This window comes from Georgfuchsia toluolica, from assembly GCF_907163265.1.
Lineage (GTDB): Bacteria > Pseudomonadota > Gammaproteobacteria > Burkholderiales > Rhodocyclaceae > Georgfuchsia > Georgfuchsia toluolica.
This window is the reverse complement of record NZ_CAJQUM010000001.1, coordinates 513,159-534,939: the sequence shown is the minus strand read 5'-3', so window position 1 is coordinate 534,939 and position 21,781 is coordinate 513,159. Positions and strand designations below refer to the sequence as shown.

23 protein-coding genes and 1 pseudogene are annotated in these 21,781 nt (G+C 57.7%); 3 read left to right on the top strand and 21 right to left on the bottom strand.

Features of this window, described 5'->3' with window-relative positions:
- Positions 1–29: 29 nt before the first annotated feature.
- Positions 30–551: a hypothetical protein gene (locus K5E80_RS02560; protein WP_220634681.1), complete on the bottom strand. Its 522-nt coding sequence runs from the start codon at positions 549–551 to the stop codon at positions 30–32.
- Positions 548–1,894 (bottom strand): protein kinase domain-containing protein, encoded by a 1,347-nt coding sequence (locus tag K5E80_RS02555; RefSeq protein ID WP_220634680.1) that lies wholly within the window; start codon positions 1,892–1,894, stop codon positions 548–550. Before K5E80_RS02555 ends, K5E80_RS02560 begins: the two co-directional genes overlap by 4 nt.
- Positions 1,895–2,131: 237 nt before the next feature.
- Here K5E80_RS02555 and K5E80_RS02550 point away from each other — a divergent pair, with 237 nt between their 5' ends.
- A complete protein-coding gene (locus K5E80_RS02550) occupies positions 2,132–2,287 on the top strand; it encodes a hypothetical protein (protein ID WP_220634679.1) in 156 nt (51 codons plus the stop codon).
- Positions 2,288–2,523: 236 nt separating this feature from the next.
- On the opposite strand, the gene tpx is transcribed toward K5E80_RS02550, so the two are convergent.
- The 5 genes from tpx to K5E80_RS02525 all read right to left on the bottom strand — a co-directional run bounded on the left by tpx (position 2,524) and on the right by K5E80_RS02525 (position 7,050).
- Entirely contained in the window at positions 2,524–3,027 is a 504-nt protein-coding gene (gene tpx, locus K5E80_RS02545; RefSeq protein ID WP_220634678.1) for a thiol peroxidase, read from the bottom strand.
- A 189-nt stretch (positions 3,028–3,216) separates the two neighbouring features.
- Complete coding sequence (gene corA / locus K5E80_RS02540) at positions 3,217–4,182, bottom strand: magnesium/cobalt transporter CorA (protein WP_220634677.1); 966 nt, start codon at positions 4,180–4,182, stop codon at positions 3,217–3,219.
- A 23-nt stretch (positions 4,183–4,205) separates the two neighbouring features.
- Complete coding sequence (locus tag K5E80_RS02535; protein WP_220634676.1) at positions 4,206–5,390, bottom strand: acetyl-CoA C-acyltransferase family protein; 1,185 nt, start codon at positions 5,388–5,390, stop codon at positions 4,206–4,208.
- Positions 5,391–5,464: 74 nt separating this feature from the next.
- Positions 5,465–6,391: a CobD/CbiB family protein gene (locus K5E80_RS02530; protein WP_220634675.1), complete on the bottom strand. Its 927-nt coding sequence runs from the start codon at positions 6,389–6,391 to the stop codon at positions 5,465–5,467.
- Positions 6,392–6,447: 56 nt separating this feature from the next.
- On the bottom strand, positions 6,448–7,050 hold the full coding sequence (locus tag K5E80_RS02525; RefSeq protein WP_220634674.1) for a CoA pyrophosphatase: 603 nt from the start codon (positions 7,048–7,050) through the stop codon (positions 6,448–6,450).
- 317 nt (positions 7,051–7,367) lie between these two features.
- Between K5E80_RS02525 and K5E80_RS02520 the strand changes: the two genes are divergently transcribed.
- Positions 7,368–8,078 carry a type 1 glutamine amidotransferase gene (locus K5E80_RS02520; protein ID WP_220634673.1) on the top strand — a complete coding sequence of 237 codons (711 nt, stop codon included), beginning with the start codon at positions 7,368–7,370 and terminating at the stop codon, positions 8,076–8,078.
- Between the two features lie 232 nt (positions 8,079–8,310).
- Here K5E80_RS02520 and K5E80_RS02515 read toward each other — a convergent pair whose 3' ends face one another.
- The 9 genes from K5E80_RS02515 to rpsT all read right to left on the bottom strand — a co-directional run bounded on the left by K5E80_RS02515 (position 8,311) and on the right by rpsT (position 15,200).
- Positions 8,311–9,570: a YCF48-related protein gene (locus K5E80_RS02515; protein ID WP_220634672.1), complete on the bottom strand. Its 1,260-nt coding sequence runs from the start codon at positions 9,568–9,570 to the stop codon at positions 8,311–8,313.
- 384 nt (positions 9,571–9,954) lie between these two features.
- Positions 9,955–10,449, bottom strand: coding sequence for a YajQ family cyclic di-GMP-binding protein (locus K5E80_RS02510; protein WP_220634671.1), 495 nt, complete (start codon positions 10,447–10,449; stop codon positions 9,955–9,957).
- Between the two features lie 12 nt (positions 10,450–10,461).
- On the bottom strand, positions 10,462–10,776 hold the full coding sequence (gene ppnP / locus K5E80_RS02505; protein ID WP_220634670.1) for a pyrimidine/purine nucleoside phosphorylase: 315 nt from the start codon (positions 10,774–10,776) through the stop codon (positions 10,462–10,464).
- Position 10,777: 1 nt separating this feature from the next.
- Positions 10,778–11,005 carry a DUF2788 domain-containing protein gene (locus K5E80_RS02500; protein WP_220634669.1) on the bottom strand — a complete coding sequence of 76 codons (228 nt, stop codon included), beginning with the start codon at positions 11,003–11,005 and terminating at the stop codon, positions 10,778–10,780.
- The gene (locus K5E80_RS02495) at positions 11,002–12,261 is read right to left on the bottom strand and encodes an argininosuccinate synthase (RefSeq protein WP_220634668.1); all 1,260 of its coding nucleotides are present in this window, start codon (positions 12,259–12,261) and stop codon (positions 11,002–11,004) included. Before K5E80_RS02495 ends, K5E80_RS02500 begins: the two co-directional genes overlap by 4 nt.
- A gap of 21 nt (positions 12,262–12,282) precedes the next feature.
- Positions 12,283–13,203, bottom strand: a complete 921-nt coding sequence (gene argF / locus K5E80_RS02490; RefSeq protein WP_220634667.1) for an ornithine carbamoyltransferase — start codon at positions 13,201–13,203, stop codon at positions 12,283–12,285.
- A complete protein-coding gene (locus tag K5E80_RS02485) occupies positions 13,200–14,378 on the bottom strand; it encodes an acetylornithine transaminase (protein WP_220637205.1) in 1,179 nt (392 codons plus the stop codon). Before K5E80_RS02485 ends, argF begins: the two co-directional genes overlap by 4 nt.
- Before the next feature lie 139 nt (positions 14,379–14,517).
- Positions 14,518–14,742, bottom strand: a complete 225-nt coding sequence (locus K5E80_RS02480; protein WP_220634666.1) for a hypothetical protein — start codon at positions 14,740–14,742, stop codon at positions 14,518–14,520.
- A gap of 197 nt (positions 14,743–14,939) precedes the next feature.
- A complete protein-coding gene (rpsT, locus tag K5E80_RS02475) occupies positions 14,940–15,200 on the bottom strand; it encodes a 30S ribosomal protein S20 (RefSeq protein ID WP_220634665.1) in 261 nt (86 codons plus the stop codon).
- A 129-nt stretch (positions 15,201–15,329) separates the two neighbouring features.
- On the opposite strand from rpsT, the gene murJ reads away from it, so the two are divergent.
- Complete coding sequence (gene murJ, locus K5E80_RS02470) at positions 15,330–16,862, top strand: murein biosynthesis integral membrane protein MurJ (RefSeq protein ID WP_220634664.1); 1,533 nt, start codon at positions 15,330–15,332, stop codon at positions 16,860–16,862.
- Positions 16,863–16,911: 49 nt separating this feature from the next.
- On the opposite strand, the gene K5E80_RS02465 is transcribed toward murJ, so the two are convergent.
- The 5 genes and pseudogenes from K5E80_RS02465 to cysT all read right to left on the bottom strand — a co-directional run bounded on the left by K5E80_RS02465 (position 16,912) and on the right by cysT (position 21,759).
- Positions 16,912–17,925, bottom strand: a complete 1,014-nt coding sequence (locus K5E80_RS02465) for a sulfate ABC transporter substrate-binding protein (RefSeq protein WP_220634663.1) — start codon at positions 17,923–17,925, stop codon at positions 16,912–16,914.
- Between the two features lie 246 nt (positions 17,926–18,171).
- Positions 18,172–19,110, bottom strand: coding sequence for a CysB family HTH-type transcriptional regulator (locus tag K5E80_RS02460; protein ID WP_220634662.1), 939 nt, complete (start codon positions 19,108–19,110; stop codon positions 18,172–18,174).
- 80 nt (positions 19,111–19,190) lie between these two features.
- Positions 19,191–19,916 (bottom strand): annotated as a pseudogene (locus K5E80_RS02455) (sulfate/molybdate ABC transporter ATP-binding protein); the annotation flags it as partial.
- Between the two features lie 128 nt (positions 19,917–20,044).
- On the bottom strand, positions 20,045–20,926 hold the full coding sequence (gene cysW, locus K5E80_RS02450) for a sulfate ABC transporter permease subunit CysW (protein WP_220634661.1): 882 nt from the start codon (positions 20,924–20,926) through the stop codon (positions 20,045–20,047).
- A complete protein-coding gene (gene cysT, locus K5E80_RS02445) occupies positions 20,926–21,759 on the bottom strand; it encodes a sulfate ABC transporter permease subunit CysT (protein ID WP_220634660.1) in 834 nt (277 codons plus the stop codon). Before cysT ends, cysW begins: the two co-directional genes overlap by 1 nt.
- Positions 21,760–21,781: the final 22 nt, after the last annotated feature.

Genomic DNA, 21,781 nt, shown 5'->3' with positions numbered 1-21,781 from the left:
GATTGATGTCGATTGCGTACTCGATATCGTTAAAACAGGTCGACAGAACCCGAATTGCCTTCCCCCAGACGGCCGCCTCCGGGCCGCTCCGCCTTCCGGAGCGAGTCAAGGGTGCGCGCAAGCACCGTAAGCGCATGCTCGCCCTGCCCGTCGCCGCTTCGTTCGCAGACGATGGCCCGGGTCTGGTTCAGCGCTACTGAAATCGATTCGATCCTCTTCACAGCGTAGCCGAGGCTCTGGCTCAGGGAATCCTCGAATTGCAGCTCCACCGTCAACCCATCGACGACGCGCCGCAGGGCGATCAGCGTATCGTTTGGCATATGCGCATCGCTTTCCTCACCAGCCCTAGCGATGGAGTGAACTTTGGCGAAGTTCGCCGCGATCTGCCCAAATGAGGTGGAAAGAAATTGCCGGGACTCGCTGATGTCCTTCGCCACGTTCTGGAGGTTCAAGTCAAGCGCTTCGATGAAAGCAAAAACCGCGGCGACATCGGTTTTTCCGGGTATGTCCATACCCTCACCCAAGGCTATGGCATCTCTCTTGACATTCATCCGGCATTTCCCCTCACGTCTGAATAAGTATCCATTTTATCTTCGGTAGAAATCCGCGACAGTTTTTCATTCGCCTCCGTAAGCCTGAGAGCCAGCCTGTCCAGCAATATCGCGTCGACTTTGCGCTCGGCGCCTTCCAGAAGCACCCAGACCAGGTCGGGGTTGAATTCGACCGTCCGGACGCTGCTGTCCGATACCAGGCTCACGGTACGCCGGACGCGCCCCCGCGTCAGATAGGCGATCTCGCCAAACCAGTCGCCAGAGTGAATTTCCCCGATCGTCCGCCCACCCTTCACCACTTTGAGCTCTCCCTCGACGAGGATGGAGAAGGAATACCCCTTGTCATCCTCCGATAGAACCCGGGCGTTGGGAGGGAAGTCGCGCCAGGTGGTTCCCGGCAAAATCGCTCCGATCTCCGTATCGGACAATCCCGCCAGCACCGGCAATTCGCGCAGCGTCTTGAATTTTTCTTTTTCCGAAATGATCCTCGTTGTGCGCGGAGCTCCGGCCGCGAATCTCGCGAGGTCGGCGGCGAATTCGTCCCATGTGCGGTAGCGCCGGTCGAGATCCCGCGCAGTGGCGCGCCGGACGATCGCGTCAAGCTGCGGCGGAACCTCACGGCGCAGCTTGCTGGGCGCCGGCACGTCGGTGCCGGTGATCATATCCCCCAGGTCCGCGAGGGATTCCGCGTTGAATGGCGTGCAGCCGGTAAGCATTTTGAATAACACGACACCGAGCGAATAGATGTCGGTCTGAAATGTCAGCGAATGGCCGTGGATCTGTTGCGGCGACATGTAGGCGACCGATCCGAGCCCCGAGACGTGCGTCACTTGCGCAGTTTTCATGCTTACCGCCGCCCCGAAATCGGTGACTTTGATACTCCCGTCGCGCCCCATGAGGATATTGGCCGGCTTGATGTCGCGATGGACCAAGCCATGACGCTGCGCGAAACTCAAGCCTTTACAGCATTTGTAGACGATGTCGGCGACCGTATCGAAAGGGGCAAGCCGCCCCGGCACGCAAAGCTTCTCAAGGGTTGTCCCCTCGACGTATTCCATGACGATATAGCAGTCGTTGTCGTCGATACCCGCATCCAGAAGCTCGACCACGTGCGGGTGCTGCAGCCTGCCGACGAGCGTGGCTTCGCTAAAGAACATGCGCTGAAACAACATGCCCGCTTCGCCATCAAGCTGGTTTGCATGGATAACCTTGATCGCCACATCGCGCTGCTGAAAGCGGTCGCGCGCGAGGTATACAGTACTCGTCGCACCGCTGCCCAATTCGCGCAGCAACTGATATTTGCCGATCGAATCTGACCTTTCAATTGCGGGATTCGAATTCATACACGTAATGCACAGGCCGGTTCCCAATGCATCATATTTGGGTTACGAATGAAGGATGACCGAATAATACCAGTACCACCCCCCCCTTCACCATCGTTGCAATGATCCGGCAGGCGGTTGCCGCAAAAACGCGCAAGTAACCTGGGTTAGAGTGTCAGTGACACGGTTTGCTACAGAAATGAGGGCAAATGCCTTATTCTGTCGACTTCCAATAAAACCAGGCAAAAGAGACGTCGAATGGCCAAACCCAACTATGCATTTGCAAAGCGTCAGCGCGACCTCGCCAAAAAACAGGCGAAGGAAGAGAAGAAACAGCGGAAAGCCGGTACAACCGACACTCAGCCTCAAGAAGTTCAGCCGCTACCGCCAAGTGACGACAAAACGCCTGGCTGATTTCGATGCGCGCCGGGAAAGATGACCAGCGCTACCGCAGCATTGTCACCACCTGAGGCTTGATGGCTGACGTGCATTTCTTTCTCGGCACACACTCCGGAGGTAACCTTCCCAACCAACCAAGCCTTCGAGGAGCGGGCAACGCTGGCGATTCCGATCCCGCGCAAACGCTTTGCGAGCGCTGCGACGGGACTCTCGGCCTTTATCCCTGAAGCCGCTTTTTCAGAATCTACGGATCACTTCAGCGCCGCAAGTGCCGCCGCGTAGTCCGGTTCGTTGGCGATCTCGCTTACCAGTTCACTGTACACCACCTTGTCGTTCTCGTCGAGCACGACCACGCCACGCGCCGCGACGCCGGACAGTGGCCCCGATTTCAAGGCCACGCCGTAGTCTTCGAGAAAGCCACGGCCGCGCATGGTGGACAGCGTCACCACATTGCTGAGACCCTCAGCGCCGCAGAAGCGCGACTGCGCGAACGGCAGGTCGGCCGAAATGCAGAGCACGACGGTGTTTGGCTTGTCGTTGGCCTGCTGGTTGAACTTGCGCACCGACATGGCGCAAGTGGGCGTGTCGATGCTGGGGAAAATGTTGAGTATCTTGCGCTTGCCGGCAAACTCCTTCAGCGTGACGTCGGCAAGGCCCTTGTCGACCAGCGTAAACGGTTTGGCCTGCTGGCCGGACTTGGGAAAATCGCCGCTGACTTCGATGCTGCTTCCCTTGAGCGTTATGATGCTGGACATTTCAGTCTCCTTTTGACTCTGTCGTGATTGAAGTGGGCATGGCCGAAGGATAGCAAGAACTATCCACCAAGGACTACCCTGCCCAATATTCGCCATAGCGTAAAACAACATTGAACCACGAGCCTGCCGTGCAAACGATCCATCGATTGCAGTACTTCGCGGCGGCGGAAAACGACGTATGGAAAGCGGCTATAGCCAGCCGGCGCGCCTGAAGCGGTGGTACAGCACTCCGCATGTCACTGCGATCACCGCCAGTGCGGCCGGGTAGCCGTAAGCCCAGTCGAGTTCTGGCATGGACTTGAAGTTCATGCCCCAGATGCCGGCAAAGGCGGTGGCGACAGCGAAAATCCCGGCCCAGGCAGCAAGCCGCTTGTTCACTTCATTTTCCTCGATCGTCGCCATTGACAGATTGACCTGGATCGCCGTGCCGGCGGTATCGCGAATACCGTCGAGCGAGGCGTTGATGCGCACCAGATGGTCATACACGTCGCGAAAATAAGCTTCGTGATTAACGCAAACCGGCGGCACGCGTCCGCCGGACAGCTTGCTGCTGGCTTCCATCAGTGGCGTTACGGCATGCTTCAATATAGTGATCTTGCGTTTCAATTCATACAAACGTTCGGTATTGCTGCGCACCTTGCCCTTGGCGAAGATGATCTCCTCGATGGCTTCAAGTTCCTCGTCGAGATCGTCCAGCAGCGGGAAATAGCGATCGACCACCGCATCCATCAAAGCGTAGAGCACGAAGCCGGAACCATGCTGCAGCAGATGCGATTCGCGTTCGCAGCGTTCGCGCACGTCGAGGAAACCGTGGCTGCAGTGATTGCGCACCGAAAGCACATAGTTCCTGCCGGCGAAGACATCGACTTCACCTGTCTTGAGTTCGCCCTCGACCAGTTCCAGCAGATGCATCACGACGAAAAGCGAGTCGCCGTATTCTTCCACCTTGGGTCGCTGATGGCCGTGATGAGCATCCTCGACTGCGAGCGGATGCAGGCTGAACTCCTCCTGCATCTTGGCCAGTTCCTCGTGACTGGCATCTTGCAAAGCGACCCAGACGAAACAGTCGGGGCGAATCACATAATCGCTGATGTCCTCGACCGGCAAATCACGCAGCTTGATGCCATTCTGGTAGACGGCACAATTGACGAGCATGATGTCGCGGTGGCGGCAACAAGTCAGATGCGTTCGAAGATGACTGAGATCCCCTGCCCGCCTCCAATGCACAAGGTGACCAGCGCGTAACGGCCATTGATGCGTTGCAACTCATACAGCGCCTTGGTAGCGATCACCGCGCCACTGGCGCCGACCGGGTGGCCGATGGCAATGGCGCCGCCATTCGGATTGGTCTTGGCCGGGTCAAGCCCGAGCCCCTTCGAAACCGTGATCGACTGCGCGGCAAAGGCTTCATTGGCCTCGATCACATCCATCTGATCCAGCGTCAGGCCAGCGCGTTTCAGGGCCAGTTTGGTGGCCGGGATCGGACCTTCACCCATCACGTCATTCGGCACGCCAGCGACGGCATACGACACCAGGCGCGCAATCGGCTTGTAGCCGGACTTTGCAGCGACATCGGCGGCGGCCAGCACGAAGAACGAAGCTGCATCGTTAATGCCGGATGCATTGCCGGCAGTCACCGTACCGTCTTTCTTGAAAGCCGGCTTCATTTTTGCCAGCACTTCCAGCGTAGTGCCGGCCTTGATATATTCATCGGTGTCGAACACAAGATCGCCCTTGCGGCTTTTCAGTGTGATCGGGACAATCTGGCTCTTGAAACGTCCCTCAGCCAGCGCAGCGGCGGCCCGGCGTTGCGATTCGAGCGCGAAGGCATCCTGCTCCTCGCGCGAAATCTTCCATTTCACCGCCAGATTCTCGGCGGTGAGGCCCATGTGGCCGACACCGAACGGATCGGTCAGCACGGCGACCATCGCATCGACCAGGGTGGTATCGCCCATGCGCGCGCCACTGCGCATGGCAGGACTCAGGTAAGCACCGCGCGACATGACTTCGACGCCGCCGCCGATGCCGAAATCGTCATCGCCCAGCATGATTGATTGCGCAGTGGACACGATGGCCTGCAAGCCGGAAGAGCACAGACGATTCACCTGCATCGCAATGGACTCCGGCGCCAGACCAGCCTGAATCGAGGCAACTCGCGGCACATAGGCAAAGCGCGACTCGGTTGGAATGCAGTTGCCAACCGTCACATAGTTGATTTGCTTGGGATCGACTCCGGAGCGGGCGATGACATCCTTCATGACCATGCCAGCCAGTTCGCACGGCTCGATGCCGGAGAGCGAACCACCAAAGGAACCTACGGCGGAACGTGCCGCGCCCAATACCACCACATCTCTTGTCATCATATTTCTCCAGAAATCAAACCTGTAAAAAGCAACTCCATCCCTTGATGGAGAAAGCCGAAATATCAAATATCAGATCAGTTAACCCAGCCGGCAATCCAGACCAATGCCATTACCAGCAGGTAAAGCACCAAGGTACGCCAGGCAAGGCCAATGGCGCTTTGCATGAAATCGGCATCGGCATCGTCACCCAGCCCCATTTCCGGGCGGTCTTCAACGCCATAAGCACTATCCTGAACCGGCAAACCAAGGCGAACGCCCATGGCGCCGGCACCGCTGGCGAGGAGTATACCTTGCTCCGGTTCCGGCCAGCCTGCTGCCTGAGTGCGCCAGCAGAAGATCGCATCCTCGAAATCGCCTGTCACGGCAAAAGCGACGGCCGTGAGCCGCAACGGCAACCAGTCGATCAGATAAAAGGCACGTTGAGAAAACTGGCCGAAGCGCGTGCTTCCGATTTCCGGCGGGCCGTCTTTCCAGTATCTCTGTGCAAACAGGGCCAGACGGTAGAACAACGCCCCACCAGGCCCGAACAGGCTAAACCAGATCAAAGGCGCAAAGACATGCCGGTGGCATTCGATCAAGGCCTGTTCCATCGCCAGACGGGCAATCTCGTTGGAGCCAAGCCGGTCACCCGACCTGCCACGCCACTCGGCCAGAAGCGCTCTGGCGCGGTCGAGTTCTCCTGCGCGCAATGCCAACTGCACATTGGTGAAATGATGACTGAACTGGCGGAAGCCCATGGTTAGATAAAGCGTGGCAACTGCCAGCAGCAGGGCGGCAAGGGGGTAACTGGCGGCCAGCAGCAGATAGCCGATGGCCAGCAGCAACGCCGGAGCCGCCACGCCGAACAGCCAGGCCACTATGCCGTGACGATATTTCCCGTCATTGAACTGGCGGTCGAGGAAGGCGAAACTACGGCTCAGCGGCGCCATTACCCAGCCTTGTACCGGCAGGGGCCGGTACTGCTCAATGACAAGCGCGACGATGGCGGGGAACAGGGTCATGCTGGAAAACCAACAGGGCTGGAATCGGGCGAAGATACCACAGCGATAGCCATGAATCAGCGCCGCCGCCCATGATCAAGACAGTGCTTGAAATTCACGATCATGCCGGCGGTGGCGCCCCAGATATAACGGTCACGCCACGGCATGGTCCAATACTGGCGGGTCCTTCCGCCAAACGCGACATTTTCAAGACGCCAGTTGGCTTCATCCATGAGGAAACCGAGCGGAACCTCGAACACGTCAGCCACCTCGAAATCGTCGAGTTTCAGATTAAGCGGCGGCGTCACCAGCCCCACCACGGGTTCGATGATAAAACCGGTAACGGTGCCATACCTCGGCAGGGTCGCAATCACTTCAATCTGACCCGCGACCAGTCCAACTTCCTCCTCGGCCTCGCGCAATGCCGCCGCGACGTAACCGGAATCCTCGGGGTCGATGCGGCCGCCAGGAAAACTGATCTGGCCGGCATGATTATGCAAATGCGCCGTGCGCTGCGTCAGCAATAGCGTAATGCCGCTCTCGCGCACCACCAGCGGCACCAGCACCGCTGCCGGCGTCAGTCCCTCAAGGGCAACAACGTCTTCACTGTGCTCGGGCTCAAAGGTATGCGCCTGGCGCAACCATTGCCTCAGATTCTCGACAGAAAGTAAATCGTGCATCTAGGGTCTGTTCTCAATTAGTCGGCGCGATGCGTTGCTGGCGAAATGCGGATGGATGCAAGGCGGAGGGCTTGCCAATGGCCAGCCCCTTGGCAAGCCCGACAACGCCGCAGACGCCGCATTTTGCCGCAATCCGGAGGGAACGGGCGAATCTGCCGCATGGCGGCGTTGCTCGTCGTTTATTTGGAACAACCAAATCGCTCTCCTCGCGCCTTGCCCTGCACCGGATTCGCCTCGTTCGCACACGTCGCCTGATTGAGAACAGACCCTTGGAATACCGGCGCGCTAAAATTCGCCATCAGCAAAGGACAGCAGAGATGAATTCGGTGACAAAGCCGGTCGCGGTGTTCAGGCATACCAGCAGCGAAGGGCCGGGCTATTTTGCCACATTCCTCGACGCTCACTCGGTACCTTGGCAACTCATCAAAATCGATGAAGGAGAAGCCGTCCCCGCATCAATCGAGGCGTTCAGCGGGTTCTGCTTCATGGGCGGGCCGATGAGCGTCAATGACGATCTGCCCTGGATTCCACCGATACTCGACCTGATCCGGCAGGCGGTATCGCGTGACATTCCCGTCATCGGTCATTGTCTCGGCGGCCAACTCATTGCCAAGTCGCTAGGCGCAACCGTATCGCGCAATCCGGTCAAGGAAATCGGCTGGGGCCGCGTCGAAATCACCAGTCCGCTCGCAGGCGAATGGCTTGGCGACACGCAATCGTTTGAGGCCTTTCATTGGCATGGTGAAACCTTTTCCATTCCGCCCGGCGCCACGCGCCTGCTGCAAAGCGATTATTGCGGCAACCAGGCCTATGCCATCGGCAAGACACTGGGTATGCAATGCCATATCGAGATGACCGAAGCCATGATTCGTTTGTGGAATCGGTCGTGGCAAAAGGAAAACGCCACACCCGGCTCTTCGGTGCAGCGGCCTGAGGAAATGTACGAGCGGCTGGAAGAGCGTATTTCCGCAATGCGCGCCGTCGCCAACAGAATCTATGGGCACTGGATCGAAGTGTTAACCGCTTGAAGCGAAAATACCGCGGGCAGCTGATCACGCGCTTGCCAGGTTAGCCGGTACTTTCGCGCCTAAGCCAGCCTATCGGCTGGAGCAAACCGAACTTCTGTTGTTCGGCCTAAGCGGGCGGATACCGAAGAATCCAGGCACCGTCGTCCGATCTGCTTTACGCAGCCATAAATCCGCGCGCCCCTCCAGTCATAAGCAGACGCTTGGGCATATATACCATATGGATGGCTAGAAGTTACTGTGAGTAAATATTGGCCCCGGCTTGTCCAATTGCATTGTACTGGCCTGCTGCCCCTATCACACCATACAACGTGGCCGCCGTACCGCTAGTTGCTTGGTGCCAGGTTATCCCGTCCAGGCTGGTAAAAATTGAGCCGTTGGCTCCCACGGCAACGAACTGGGACATAGCGGAAACCGCAAACAGATCGGGGGCGGAAACCACTATCTGGCTGGTCCAGGTAACTCCATCGCTGCTCGTAAGTACCGTTCCGCCAGCGCCTACCGCCACGAAAGTGTAGGTCGTAACCAGTGTCGTTGGATTTGTCAACGCCAGAACTGCGACGCTTTCAAGGTTTGAACTCGTACCAGAAACAACCGTATGCCAGGTAACGCCATCAAAGCTGGAGATCAGGGTTCCAGCATCGCCGACCGCTACCCAGGTTGAATTAGGAAATGGCGAGTAGGCGACACCATGTAGATTGTTGACGGTAGGCGAAGTGGCTGTAGTCCATGCGGTGGGATTGTTTGAATAGAGGATAGTTCCCGAATCGCCTACAGCGACAACCGTTGCTGTATCGGTGCCAAGTGCGTTCAGCGTCTGTGCGGTACCAGATACAGCCGTTGTCCAGGTTACCGTATCCGGACTATACAAAATACTGCCTGCGGCACCGGCAGCAATGAATTTACCTAGAGAATAAACAGCGGCATTCAGGTTATTCCCCGTCGGTGAGGGAACTACTGCTGTCCAATTGACACCATCGGTGCTATTGAAAATTGCGCCTGCGTTGCCAACAGCCACGTGATACCCAACAAGATTCGTGAGATCGGTGCCATATGTGATGCCATGCATATCGCTACTACCAAGGCTTGCAGCCGCTTGCCAGGTTGCACCCGCCATGCTGGGAGTGGCTGACACGATGGCCGTATTGGCTCCAGCCGGACCATCGCTCTTGCGACCGTTCATAACAAAATAATACGTCACACCATTGATCAGGCCAGATGCGAGATAAGGTGAGCGTATGTGAGTACGTAACAGGCAACTTGCTGGAATTCCGCCATTGGTGCTCTGGCATGACTCAACATTTGATGTCGGGGCGTACCAAAGATCGTACTGGACACCTGGATCTTCATTCCAACTAACCAGAATCAGGCCATCTTTAGGAACAAGAGTCAAACCGCCTGCTGGTGGCGGCGCCGAACTGCCTCCACCACTACAGCCGGAAACAAGTGCAGTTGCGATAAGGGCAAGAAACAAACGGACTGAGTGTTGGAACATAAGCTGAGTTACCCAGAAAAGTTGAGGGGCTTTCCCCTGATCAGAACTTTAGTCAATATCTTCGGGCAGTTACCCTGGAGAAACTTCTTTAAGATATTTTGATGTATGAAAGATGCGGAATTGATTTGCTTCATCGATAATCCAAGAAACTGGTTCAGTGTATCAGCAATGAATAAATACTGAACGCGAAGCCACCTCACAAAATAATGAATAAAACCGTTAGACAATTGCATTGTCGCCCTGACTCAGGCTTCAATTAGAACCTTGGGTACAACCAATTGTTACGACTATTGCAATATACCTCGGTGATGTTTTTGACTTTAGGAAATGGCTATTTGACAGGAACCACCTGAACCTGGCAGTCGTCATTTCGCAAACAAGAATCTAGTCGCGGAAATTGCCGTAATTGAGGGGAAAGTCGGTAATCGACTTTCTCACCAGCGCGATGGTTTCCTGCAACAGGTCACGCTTGGCACCGGCCACGCGCACCGCGTCGCCCTGGATGCTGGCCTGCACTTTGAGTTTGCTGTCCTTGATAAGCCTGACGATTTTTTTCGCCAGTTCGCTTTCGATGCCGATCTTGATTTTCAGCACCTGCTTCACCTTGTTGCCGGAAATCTTGCCCACATCGCCGTGATCAAGGCGCTTGGTGCTTTCGGCTTCCTTCTTTTCCATCGCAGGAAACAGGATGTCCTTGATCTGGTCGAGCTGGAAGTCGGAGTCGGCGAACAGCGTGATGGCCTTGTCTTTTTCGTTCAATTCGACGGCCGCCGATGTGCCCTTGAAGTCGTAGCGGTTGTCGATCTGCCGCGCGGCGACATCGATGGCGTTTTTCAACGCCACCATATCCGCTTCGGAAGAAATATCGAACGAAGGCATTTCAGTCGGCCATTAGCCAAAGTGACAGACGTAATGATAAGGCTCTTCCGTGACTTCGATGTCAAAGCTGGAGTTGCCCGGAACACTGAAGCTCTCGCCCGCCCTGGCGGTTTTCCAGGCTGTATCGCCCTTGATACGATAGCGCACCGAGCCCGCCACGGTTTCCATGGTTTCCGGCACGCCAGTATTGAAGGTCAATTTGGCGGGCAACACCACACCAACCGACTTCTTCACGCCGTCCGCCAGTACAACGGTATGGCTGACGCACTTGCCGTCGAAATAGACATTGGCCTTTTTGACCACGGAAACATTGTCGAACTGCGGCATTTCAAATCCCCCAAAAATTCTGGATGAAAAGTTTGGCGACAAAGCCTACCATGCCGAAGGAAAGCACGAAGAACAGCACAAAGGTGCCGGTTTTGCCCGCCCTGGATCTATAGGCCAGTTCGCCAATAATGAAAAGCATGTAGAGCATGAGGCCTCCCAGCACGAACGTCATGCCGAAGCGTGAGACCTGCTCTTCATTGAAACCGAGCAATATACCGCTGCCGCTCATCGCTTCTTGCTCGCCCCCTTGTCCTTCGCCGCGCGCTTGATACGGGCATTCTCGGCAATGCGCATGCGCAGCGCGTTGAGCTTGATGAAGCCGCCCGCGTCCTTCTGGTCGAAGGCGCCGGCGTCATCTTCAAAGGTAGCGATGGTCGAATCGAACAATGAATCCGTTTTCGAGTCGCGCGATACGACGCTGACGCTGCCCTTGTAGAGTTTGATGCGCACCCAGCCATTGACACACTGCTGGGTATGATCAATCAGCACCTGCAGGGTCTTGCGCTCCGGACTCCACCAGTAACCGCTGTAGATCAGGCTGGCATAACGCGGCATCAGATCGTCCTTGAGGTGCGCAACTTCGCGATCGAGGCAGATCGATTCGATGCCGCGATGCGCCTTCAGCAGGATGGTACCGCCCGGAGTTTCATAACAACCGCGTGACTTCATGCCGACGTAGCGGTTCTCGACCAGGTCGAGACGGCCAACGCCGTGCTTGCCGCCAATCTGGTTGAGCGCGGCGAGCAGTTCATGCGCTTTCATCTTCTTGCCGTTGATGGCGACCAGATCGCCTTGTTTGAACTCAAGGTCGAGACACTCGGGCTTGTTGGGCGCCTTCTCCGGCGGCACGGTCCAGCGCCACATGGATTCCTCGGCTTCCGCCGACGGGTCTTCCAGATGCCGGCCCTCGTAGCTGATGTGCAGCAGGTTGGCGTCCATCGAGTAAGGCGAGCCGCCCTTCTTGTGCTTCATTTCGATGGGAATGCCGTTTTTCTCGGCATAAGCCAGCAACTTCTCGCGCGAGAGCAGATCCCACTCGCGCCAGGGGGCGATCACCTTGATGTTGGGCATCAGCGCGTAGGCACCGAGTTCGAAACGCACCTGATCGTTGCCCTTACCGGTGGCGCCGTGGGAAATGGTATCGGCGCCGGTCTTCCTGGCGATTTCCACCAGACGCTTGGCGATCAGCGGCCGCGCAATCGAAGTCCCGAGCAGGTATTCGCCTTCGTAAATCGCATTGGCGCGAAACATGGGAAAAACGAAATCGCGCACAAATTCTTCGCGCAGGTCGTCGATGAAAATGTTCTTCGGTTTGATGCCGAGCTGGAGCGCCTTCTTGCGCGCCGGTTCCAGCTCTTCGCCCTGCCCCAGATCGGCGGTGAAGGTCACCACCTCGCATTGGTAGTTATCCTGCAACCACTTGAGGATCACCGATGTATCCAGGCCGCCAGAGTAGGCGAGCACAACTTTTTTCACGTTGCCCATATTTTTCTCTATCGAAAAAAATTAAATTTTCACTTTCCCCAGGAGCAGGAATTCCATCAGTGCCTTTTGCGTATGAAGCCGGTTCTCCGCTTCGTCCCACACCACGCTTTGTGCACCATCAATCACTTCCGCAGCCACTTCCTCGCCGCGATGTGCCGGCAGGCAGTGCATGAAAAGAGCCCACGGCTTCGCCACCTTCATCATGTCCGCGTCGACCTGCCACTCGGCGAAGTCGCGCTTGCGTTCCTCGTTCTCGGCTTCGAAACCCATCGAGGTCCACACGTCGGTGGTGACCAGGTCGGCGTCACGCGCCGCACCCATCGGATCGGCAAAAGCCTCAAAGTGGGTACCGTGTATTCCTGCGCGATCAGGCTCCACTTCGTAACCCGGCGGCGTCGACACATTCACCTTGAAACCGAAGACTTCGGCTGCCTGGAGCCAGGTATTGCAGACGTTATTCGAGTCGCCGATCCATGCCACTGTCTTGCCGCGAATATCGCCGCGATGTTCAATGAAAGTATAGATGTCGGCCAGAATCTGGCAGGGGTGGTACTCATTTGTTAAACCGTTGATGACGGGTACGCGCGAATTGGCGGCGAAGCGCTCGACGATGTCCTGTTCAAAGGTGCGGATCATCACTATATCGCTCATGCGCGACATCACCTTTGCCGCGTCCTCGACCGGCTCGCCGCGCCCGAGCTGTGAGTCGCGCGTATTGAGGTAGATGGCCGAACCGCCAAGCTGCTGCATGCCGGCCTCGAACGAGAGCCGGGTACGCGTGCTCGCCTTCTCGAAAATCATCACCAGCGTGCGATCGACCAGCGGCCAGTATTGGCGATAGCTTTTGAATTCGTTCTTGATCCAGCGCGTGCGCTCGAACAAATAGTCGAGCTCCGCACTCGAGAAATCCCTGAACTCGAGAAAATGTCGGGGCGTCTTCATGATTTCGTGGTCAGAAATTCACCGATCAATCCGGAAAGCATGGACACCAGCAGCGCTGCATCGTCATCGCTGAACGTCAGCGGCGGCAGCAACCGGATTACGCGGTCAACAGTAACATTGATCAGGAGGCCGGCATCGAGCGCACGTTGCACCAGATCACCGCAGGGCCGGTCAAGCTCGATACCAATCATGAGGCCGTCGCCGCGAATGTCGGCAATGCCGGGAACACCCTTCAACGCCTGACGCAGACCGCTGCGGATCGAATTTCCCAACGCAGCGGCGCGCGACATCAGGCCATCCTGTTCAATCACCTCCAGCGTTGTCAGCGCTGCAGCACAAGCCAGAGGGTTGCCGCCGAAAGTGGAACCGTGGTTGCCGGGTCCGAAAACATCTTTCGCCGGACCGGCGGCAAGGCAAGCTCCTATTGGCACGCCCGAACCCAGGCCCTTGGCCAACGTCATTACATCGGGCCTGATGCCGGCGTGCTGATGTGCAAACCATTGGCCGGTGCGGGCAATGCCGCACTGCACTTCGTCCACCATCAACAGCCAGCCCTTTTGATCGCAGATGCGGCGCAGACCGCGCAGGTAATCCTGATGCGCGACATTGATGCCGCCCTCGCCCTGGATCGGCTCGATCAGCACAGCAACGACATTGGTGTTGTGGGCGGCCACCGTTTCGATGGCGGCAAGATTGTCGAACGGCACACGCACGAAACCGGCGACCAGCGGCTCGAAACCGGCCTGCACCTTGCGGTTGCCGGTAGCTGAAAGTGTCGCCAGCGTACGCCCGTGGAAGGCCTGCTCCATGACGACAATGGCCGGCGCTTCAATCCCCTTGCGATGACCATACAAGCGCGCCAGCTTGATCGCCGCCTCGTTGGCTTCGCAGCCGGAATTGCAGAAGAACACCTCATCCATGCCGGACAGCGTCGCAAGCCGGTCGGAGAGAGCTTCCTGCTCCCGCACGCGATAAATGTTCGAGACATGGATTAATCGCGCCACCTGATCCGAAAGCGCTTTCACCAGCCGGGGATGATTGTGCCCCAGCGTATTGACGGCGATACCGGCCAGCGCATCGAGGTAGCGTTTGCCCTGTTCATCGAACAGATGGCTGCCTTGCCCGTGAGTAAATGCAACGGACAAGCGTGAATAGTTGTTCATCAAGTGCGGCATATATGCTCCGGTCACGACGATTCCGTGACTGAAAAAGCACACGGCGGCTTGCGCCGCCGTGTTTTGGGAAAACGGATATTATGCGAAAAAACAGGCTCTGTACAGAGCTAAGCGGCCGGATGTTGAGCGGGCAGAAAGATCAGCGCAAGATCGTGCTTGGCACATCTTTGCAATTGGTATTGACCGGGGTCCGCACGGAACCGTGGTGCGCAACGCATTCGAGAATTTCACAATCGCGATACATCTGGCGCAATTTTCGTTGCGCTTCCTCATGATCGCGGCCGTGGATCATCAGCTTGTCCAGCACCAAGCCGGCGCGGGTGCGAATACGGAATCCGTACTTTATGAGGCTGAAGGGCTGCATAAAACCCCTTTCGGGTCATAGGGATGCGAAAAGTATATGCAGACCGTTCTCGTTATGCAAGCTAATTCTTTAATTTCAATAAAACTATCGCGCCGCAGCATCATTTATGGCGCGGCTTCGCGAACTACAGGCTTGTGGCTGGAAGGGAGAAGCGTGCCGCGCCCGGACTTAACTCAAGTCCGGACGGGAAGAGATGATCAGAGTGCCTTGATCGCTGCTGAAAGACGGCTCTTGTAGCGGGCAGCGGTATTTTTGTGAACGATTTTTTTGTCGGCGATCGAGTCGATCACGCATTGCGACTGTTTGAAAACTTCGGCGGCAGCATTCTTGTCGCCGGCAGCGACAGCCTTGCGCACCTGCTTGATCGCGGTACGCAGTTTGGTGCGCAGACCGACGTTGTGGGCGCGCTGGACGGGTGCCTGACGTGCGCGTTTGCGGGCTTGGGCGGTATTGGCCATGAGGGTTATCCGGTGGATTGCTACAAAAGCGCGTGATTATAGGGAGTCCTCCCCCGTTTTGCAAGGTAAATCCCGCCGCCGGAACGGCTACCATTGGCGACTTCTGGCATCCGGATATCCGCTGCTACCATGAATTTGCTCAAGGCACTTGCCACTGTCAGCGGAATGACGCTGCTATCGCGCATTCTCGGCTTCGTCCGCGACTTCGTGATTGCCCGCGTCTTCGGTGCCGGACTCGCCACGGACGCCTTCTTCGTCGCCTTTCGCCTACCCAATCTGCTGCGCCGCCTGTTCGCCGAAGGCGCTTTTTCGCAAGCCTTCGTGCCAATGCTGGCCGAATACCACAACAAGCGCGGGGAGGCCGACACCAAGCTGCTGGTCAACCGGGTCGCCTCAGTCCTGCTGGTTGCAGTATCGACGGTCGCGGCAATCGGCATGCTCGCCACGCCGCTCATCATCTATCTCACTGCGCCGGGTTTCAGCAGCGATCCGGAAAAATTCGCTTTGACCGTCATGCTGACCCGCATCACCTTTCCCTACATCGTATTCATGTCGCTGGTGGCAATGGCAGCGGGAATACTGAATACCTGGAGCCGGTTCGCACTGCCGGCTTTCACGCCAGTCATGCTCAATCTGGCGATGATCGCCGGCGCGCTGGTTCTGACGCGCTATTTCGATCCACCCGTCATGGCGCTGGGTTGGGCGGTATTCATCGGCGGCGCCCTGCAACTGGCGATCCAGATTCCGGCGCTCAAGAAAATCGGCATGCTGCCGCGCTTCGACCTGGCCTGGAAGGACGAAGGTGTGCGCCGCATTCTCAAACTGATGGCGCCGGCCGTACTCGGGGTTTCGGTGTCACAGATCTCGCTGCTGATCAATACCGTATTCGCCTCGTTCCTCGAAACCGGCAGCGTGTCCTGGCTCTACTATGCAGACCGCATGATGGAGTTCCCGGCCGGCCTGCTCGGCGCCGCACTCGGCACCGTCCTGCTGCCCAGCCTGTCGAAAAGCCACGCCAACGACCAGCATGGCGAGTTTTCCGCCCTGCTCGACTGGGGTTTGCGGCTGACCCTGATGCTGACCCTGCCGGCCGCGCTGGCGCTGGCGATTCTCGCCGTGCCCTTGCTCGCGACCTTGTTCCAGCACGGTGCGTTCACGGCTGAGGCCGTGCTGCGCACGCGCGAGGCGCTGGTTGCCTACAGCATCGGCTTGACCGGCCTGATCCTGGTGAAAATCCTTGCCCCCGGTTTTTATGCGCGGCAGGACATTCGCACACCGGTGAAGATTGCGCTGATAACTCTGACGTTGACGCAGTTGATGAACTTTGCCTTTATCGGCTGGCTGGCACATGCCGGCCTGGCGCTCGCCACCGGCCTCGCTTCCTGCGTGAACGCCGCCTTGCTCTACCGTGGCCTGTGCAGTCGCGGCGTCTATCGACCAATGCCGGGTTGGGCTGGATTCATGCTGCGGCTGCTGCTGGCATTGGCGGCAATGGGCGCCGCACTCTGGTTCGGCATGGGCTCGGAAAGCGACTGGTTGCACCCGCACGGCAGCCGCGTCCTCAAGCTATCGCTGCTGGTGGTGCTCGGTGGCAGCAGTTATTTCGCCACCCTGTACATTTGCGGTTTCCGCCTCGCCGATTTCAGGCGCAAGGGCGCATAGCCAAGGTTTTATCCTTGGGCAGGATGGCCTACCAGCAGCTTTTCCTGTTTTACTTGGCGTAAATCCGGTCGAAAATACCGCCGTCGGCGAAGTGGGTCTTCTGCGCCTTCTGCCAGCCACCGAACGCCTCATCAATGGTAAACAGCTTCACTGCTGCGAACTGTTTGGCATATTTGGCGGCCACGGCCTTGTCGGTTGGGCGGTAGAAGTTCTTGCCGGCGATGTCCTGACCTTCAGGCGAGTATAGGTACTCAAGATAGGCAGTCGCCACCTTGCGCGTGCCCTTCCTGTCGACCACTTTGTCCACCATGGCCACCGGCGGTTCGGCGAGGATCGAGATTGAAGGCGTCACGATCTCGAACTTGTCCGGGCCGAGTTCTTTTACCGACAGATAGGCCTCGTTTTCCCAGGCAATCAGCACGTCGCCGATGCCGCGTTCGACGAAGGTCGTGGTCGCGCCGCGCGCACCCGAATCGAGCACCTTGACGTTGGCGTAGAGCTTTCTGACGAATTCCTGCGCGCTGGCGTCGGAGCCGCCCTTCAGTTGTTTGGCATAGCCCCAGGCGGCGAGGTAGTTCCAGCGTGCGCCGCCCGAGGTCTTCGGATTCGGCGTGATGACCTCGACACCGGGCTTGACCAGATCGCTCCAGTCGCGGATAGCCTTGGGATTGCCCTTGCGCACCAGGAAGACGATGGTCGAGGTGTAGGGCGCAGCGTTGTGCGGCAGCTTCATCTGCCAGTTCGGTGCAATCAGGCCCTTCGCGGCGATGGCGTCGATATCGTAGGCCAGGGCCAGCGTCACCACGTCGGCATCGAGGCCGTCGATCACGGCGCGCGCCTGCTTGCCCGATCCGCCGTGCGACTGCTTGAACGTCACGTCCGCGCCGGTCTCGCCCTTCCAGTGCCTGGCGAAGGCGGCGTTGTAGTCCTGGTACAGCTCGCGCGTGGGGTCGTAGGACACATTGAGCAGCGCGGTCTCGGCCAGGGCGCTGCCAACAAGCCCCAGGATCAATGATGCGCCGACGAGTTTGCGTAACAGCGCGCGGGATAGCGTGGATTTCATTTTGCAGCTCCGTTGTGAATGACGAAGTGCAATTTAATTACGCCACCTCAAATAACGGAACCAAGAAATTTTGCTTTGCATATCAGATCGATATGAAAAAGCAAAGACAAAGGCAAATCTTTTAGCCACAGAGGACATGACCGAAGGAAATCCCCGTGGGACAGAGAACACAGAGGAAGGCAAAACCCAAGGGGGTTTTCTCTGTGACCTCTGTGTCCTCTGTGGCTATATTCTTTTGACTTTGGGTTACTCATCCTCGGCGCGCGCCGGCGCCAACGCATTGCGCACTGTTTGCTCAGTCAACACCGGCGAGCAGAATTCGAGAAAGCGGTAGGCATAGCCGCGCAGGTAATGTCCGTTGCGTACCGCGATGCGGGTCGTATTGGAGGCAAACAGATGCTCCGAGTCGAGCAGGCGCAGACCTCCGTCGCGGGCGGGGTTAAAGGCCATTGACGCAACAATCCCGATGCCAAGACCGAGCTCGACATAGGTCTTGATCACATCGGCGTCAAGCGCCGACATCACGATGTCCGGCACCAGGCCGGCATTGGCGAAGGTCTTGTCGATCGCCGCGCGGCCGGTGAAGCCCTCGTGATAAGTGATGATCGGATAAGCCGCGATCGCTTCCAGCGTCAGCGGACGGATACCGGTCAGCGGATGCCCCTCCGGCACGATCACCGCGTGGTGCCATGTGTAATAGGGAAATGAAGCGAGCTGCGGCACGCCCTCGATCGCCTCCGTCGCGATGCCGATATCGGCATCGCCCGAGAGCAGCATGGACACGATCTCGCCCGGACTCGCCTGATGCAGGGCCAGATGCACGCCGGGAAATTCGGCCTTGAAGCGTGTCACCACTTTCGGCAGCGCATAGCGCGCCTGGGTATGCGTGGTGGCGATAACAAGACGGCCCTGATCGCTGTTGGAAAACTGATCGGCCAGACGCTTGATGTTCTTCGCATCGAGCAGCATGCGCTCGACGATCAGCACCAGTTCCTTGCCCGGCTCGGTGAGGCCGAGCAGACGCTTGCCGCGGCGCACGAACAACTCGATGCCGAGTTCGTCTTCGAGATCCTTGATATGTTTCGAGACACCCGACTGCGAGGTAAATAGCGCGTTCGCCGCCTCGGTCAGATTGAAGTTCTGCCGCACCGTCTCGCGGATGATGCGCAATTGCTGGAAGTTCATGCCGTTCTCCGTTCCCTTTCCGCCACTCGAAGCTCATAACCGCGATGGCGCAATTTTGCCGCGAGCAGCCATTCGGGGCCATGATCCCTCAAGTCGAGGAAGTCGGCAACGAATGATGTTGCCGGTTCCTCGACCACCTGCTGCGCGGTACCGATCTGCTCGACCTTGCCCTGATTCATCAGCACCACACGATCCGACACTTCCAACGCTTCCTCCTGATCATGGGTAACAAAGATGCTGGTGATGTGCAGATCATCATGCAGACGGCGCAGCCAGCTGCGCAATTCCTTGCGCACTTTCGCATCGAGCGCGCCGAAAGGCTCATCCAGCAACAGCACCCGCGGTTCAACTGCCAGGGCGCGCGCCAAGGCGATGCGCTGGCGTTGCCCGCCCGAAAGCTGCGAGGGGAAGCGATCGGCCAGCCAGGACAGCTGAACCAGATCGAGCAGATCGCCGACCTTGTGCCTGATTTCCGCTTCGCTCGGTCGCTGTTTGCGTGGCTTTACGCGCAAGCCGTAGGCGACGTTATCGAACACGTTCATGTGGCGAAACAGCGCGTAATGCTGAAATACGAAACCGACATTGCGCTCGCGCACATGGGTGTCCGAGGCGTCTTCGCCTTCGAGCAGCACGCGGCCGGAATCGGCCCATTCGAGGCCGGCAATGACGCGCAACAAGGTTGTTTTGCCGCAACCCGAGGGGCCGAGCAAGGCAGTCAGTTCACCGCTCGGGAAGTCGAGCGAGACATCGTCGATGGCAATGAAATTACCAAAGCGCTTGTTGATGTTCTGTACCTGGATGCTCACGTTATGCTCCTAAAATATTTATCACAACGAAAGTCAAAAGCGATATAGCCACAGAGGACACAGAGAACACAGAGAAAGTCAAAAGCCAAACAGTTTTTTTCCTCTGTGGCCTCTGTGACCTCTGTGGCTCATGAATTTGACTTTAACGCTTGCCATTCGACAAAGGTCTTCACCGCCAGTGTTACCAGCGCCAGCAACGCCAGCAGCGAAGCCATGACAAATGCCGCCGCAAACTGGTACTCGTTATAAAGAATCTCGACATGCAGCGGCATCGTATTGGTTTCGCCGCGAATGTGGCCGGACACCACCGACACGGCGCCGAACTCGCCCATCGCCCGCGCATTGCACAGAATCACGCCGTAGATCAGGCCCCACTTGATGTTGGGCAGGGTCACGTACCAGAAGGTCTGCAAGCCCGATGCGCCGAGCACGACAGATGCTTCTTCCTCGTCCTTCCCCTGCGCTTCCATGAGAGGGATCAACTCGCGCGCGATGAAAGGAAAGGTCACGAACGTCGTTGCCAGCACGATGCCCGGTACCGCAAACAGAATCTTGATGTCATGATCAATCAGCCAGGGCCCGACCCAGCCCTGAGCGCCGAAGATCAGTACATAGATCAGACCGGCCACCACCGGCGACACTGAAAAAGGCAGGTCGATCAGGGTGATCAAAAATTGCTTGCCGCGAAACTGGAACTTCGCGATCGACCAGGCCGCCGTGAGGCCAAACACCAGATTGATCGGCACGGCAATAGCCGCGGCGATCAGCGTGAGCTTGATCGCCGACAGGGCATCCGGTTCTAGCAGCGCGGCGAAATAAACATCCCAGCCCTTGCGCAATGCCTCGGCGAATATCGCGAACAGCGGCAGCAGCAGGAAAAATCCGAAGAAAGCGAGCGAAATGGCGATCAGCGTCCATTTGACCCAGGTCAGCTCGCGCGTCGCAGTACTGTCTTCGTAGCTGGCCGATACTGAACCGCCATGCCCGGCGAGTGTGGCTGCGACGGCCATCAGCGATCCCTCCCGGTGCGTTTTGCGGTCCACGCTTGCAGGCCATTGATGGCCAGCAACAGGGCAAAGGAGACCAGTAACATCACCACGGCGATGGAGGTTGCGCCAGCATAGTCATATTGTTCAAGTTTGGTGATGATCATCAGCGGCGTGATTTCTGACACCATGGGGATGTTGCCGGCGATGAAAATCACCGAGCCATATTCGCCCACCGCGCGTGCAAAGGCCAGCGCGAAGCCGGTCAGCAAGGCCGGCAACAAGGCTGGGAACAGCACGAAACGGAAGGTTTGCCAGCGGTTGGCGCCAAGACTGGTCGAAGCTTCTTCCAGTTCCCGCTCGATGTCCTGCAGGACGGGCTGTACGGTACGCACGACGAATGGCAAGCCGATGAAGGTCAAAGCCACTAGCACCCCCAGCGGGGTGAATGCCACCTTGATACCATGTGGCTCTAACAGGCTGCCGATCCAGCCGTTCTTGGAATAGATAGCCGTCAATGCGATACCGGCGACGGCTGTCGGCAACGCGAATGGAAGGTCCACCAAGGCATCGACCAGCGTCTTACACGGGAATTTGTAACGTACCAGCGACCAGGCCAGCAGCAGACCCAAGACGGCATTGATGCCTGCCGCGATCAGCGCGGCGCCGAAGCTGAGCTTGTATGACGCCATCACGCGCGGCGAAGTGACCACTGCCAAGAACTGGTCCAACGTCAGCGACGCCGACTTGATGAAGGTGGCGGAGAGCGGAATCAGCACCAGCAGCGACAGATAGACCAGGGTGTAACCGAGCGTGATGTTAAAACCCGGCAAAACCCTTTTCCCGGCGACAGCCATTTCGAACTCCAGTGAGTGAACT

What these genes read in the sequence shown, in the direction of transcription:
- K5E80_RS02560 (WP_220634681.1), bottom strand. Translation starts at nt 551, where the DNA reads ATGAATGTCAAGAGAGATGCCATAGCCTTGGGTGAGGGTATGGACATA.
- K5E80_RS02555 (WP_220634680.1), bottom strand. Translation starts at nt 1,894, where the DNA reads ATGAATTCGAATCCCGCAATTGAAAGGTCAGATTCGATCGGCAAATAT.
- K5E80_RS02550 (WP_220634679.1), top strand. Translation starts at nt 2,132, where the DNA reads ATGGCCAAACCCAACTATGCATTTGCAAAGCGTCAGCGCGACCTCGCC.
- tpx (WP_220634678.1), bottom strand. Translation starts at nt 3,027, where the DNA reads ATGTCCAGCATCATAACGCTCAAGGGAAGCAGCATCGAAGTCAGCGGC.
- corA (WP_220634677.1), bottom strand. Translation starts at nt 4,182, where the DNA reads ATGCTCGTCAATTGTGCCGTCTACCAGAATGGCATCAAGCTGCGTGAT.
- K5E80_RS02535 (WP_220634676.1), bottom strand. Translation starts at nt 5,390, where the DNA reads ATGATGACAAGAGATGTGGTGGTATTGGGCGCGGCACGTTCCGCCGTA.
- K5E80_RS02530 (WP_220634675.1), bottom strand. Translation starts at nt 6,391, where the DNA reads ATGACCCTGTTCCCCGCCATCGTCGCGCTTGTCATTGAGCAGTACCGG.
- K5E80_RS02525 (WP_220634674.1), bottom strand. Translation starts at nt 7,050, where the DNA reads ATGCACGATTTACTTTCTGTCGAGAATCTGAGGCAATGGTTGCGCCAG.
- K5E80_RS02520 (WP_220634673.1), top strand. Translation starts at nt 7,368, where the DNA reads ATGAATTCGGTGACAAAGCCGGTCGCGGTGTTCAGGCATACCAGCAGC.
- K5E80_RS02515 (WP_220634672.1), bottom strand. Translation starts at nt 9,570, where the DNA reads ATGTTCCAACACTCAGTCCGTTTGTTTCTTGCCCTTATCGCAACTGCA.
- K5E80_RS02510 (WP_220634671.1), bottom strand. Translation starts at nt 10,449, where the DNA reads ATGCCTTCGTTCGATATTTCTTCCGAAGCGGATATGGTGGCGTTGAAA.
- ppnP (WP_220634670.1), bottom strand. Translation starts at nt 10,776, where the DNA reads ATGCCGCAGTTCGACAATGTTTCCGTGGTCAAAAAGGCCAATGTCTAT.
- K5E80_RS02500 (WP_220634669.1), bottom strand. Translation starts at nt 11,005, where the DNA reads ATGAGCGGCAGCGGTATATTGCTCGGTTTCAATGAAGAGCAGGTCTCA.
- K5E80_RS02495 (WP_220634668.1), bottom strand. Translation starts at nt 12,261, where the DNA reads ATGGGCAACGTGAAAAAAGTTGTGCTCGCCTACTCTGGCGGCCTGGAT.
- argF (WP_220634667.1), bottom strand. Translation starts at nt 13,203, where the DNA reads ATGAAGACGCCCCGACATTTTCTCGAGTTCAGGGATTTCTCGAGTGCG.
- K5E80_RS02485 (WP_220637205.1), bottom strand. Translation starts at nt 14,378, where the DNA reads ATGCCGCACTTGATGAACAACTATTCACGCTTGTCCGTTGCATTTACT.
- K5E80_RS02480 (WP_220634666.1), bottom strand. Translation starts at nt 14,742, where the DNA reads ATGCAGCCCTTCAGCCTCATAAAGTACGGATTCCGTATTCGCACCCGC.
- rpsT (WP_220634665.1), bottom strand. Translation starts at nt 15,200, where the DNA reads ATGGCCAATACCGCCCAAGCCCGCAAACGCGCACGTCAGGCACCCGTC.
- murJ (WP_220634664.1), top strand. Translation starts at nt 15,330, where the DNA reads ATGAATTTGCTCAAGGCACTTGCCACTGTCAGCGGAATGACGCTGCTA.
- K5E80_RS02465 (WP_220634663.1), bottom strand. Translation starts at nt 17,925, where the DNA reads ATGAAATCCACGCTATCCCGCGCGCTGTTACGCAAACTCGTCGGCGCA.
- K5E80_RS02460 (WP_220634662.1), bottom strand. Translation starts at nt 19,110, where the DNA reads ATGAACTTCCAGCAATTGCGCATCATCCGCGAGACGGTGCGGCAGAAC.
- cysW (WP_220634661.1), bottom strand. Translation starts at nt 20,926, where the DNA reads ATGGCCGTCGCAGCCACACTCGCCGGGCATGGCGGTTCAGTATCGGCC.
- cysT (WP_220634660.1), bottom strand. Translation starts at nt 21,759, where the DNA reads ATGGCTGTCGCCGGGAAAAGGGTTTTGCCGGGTTTTAACATCACGCTC.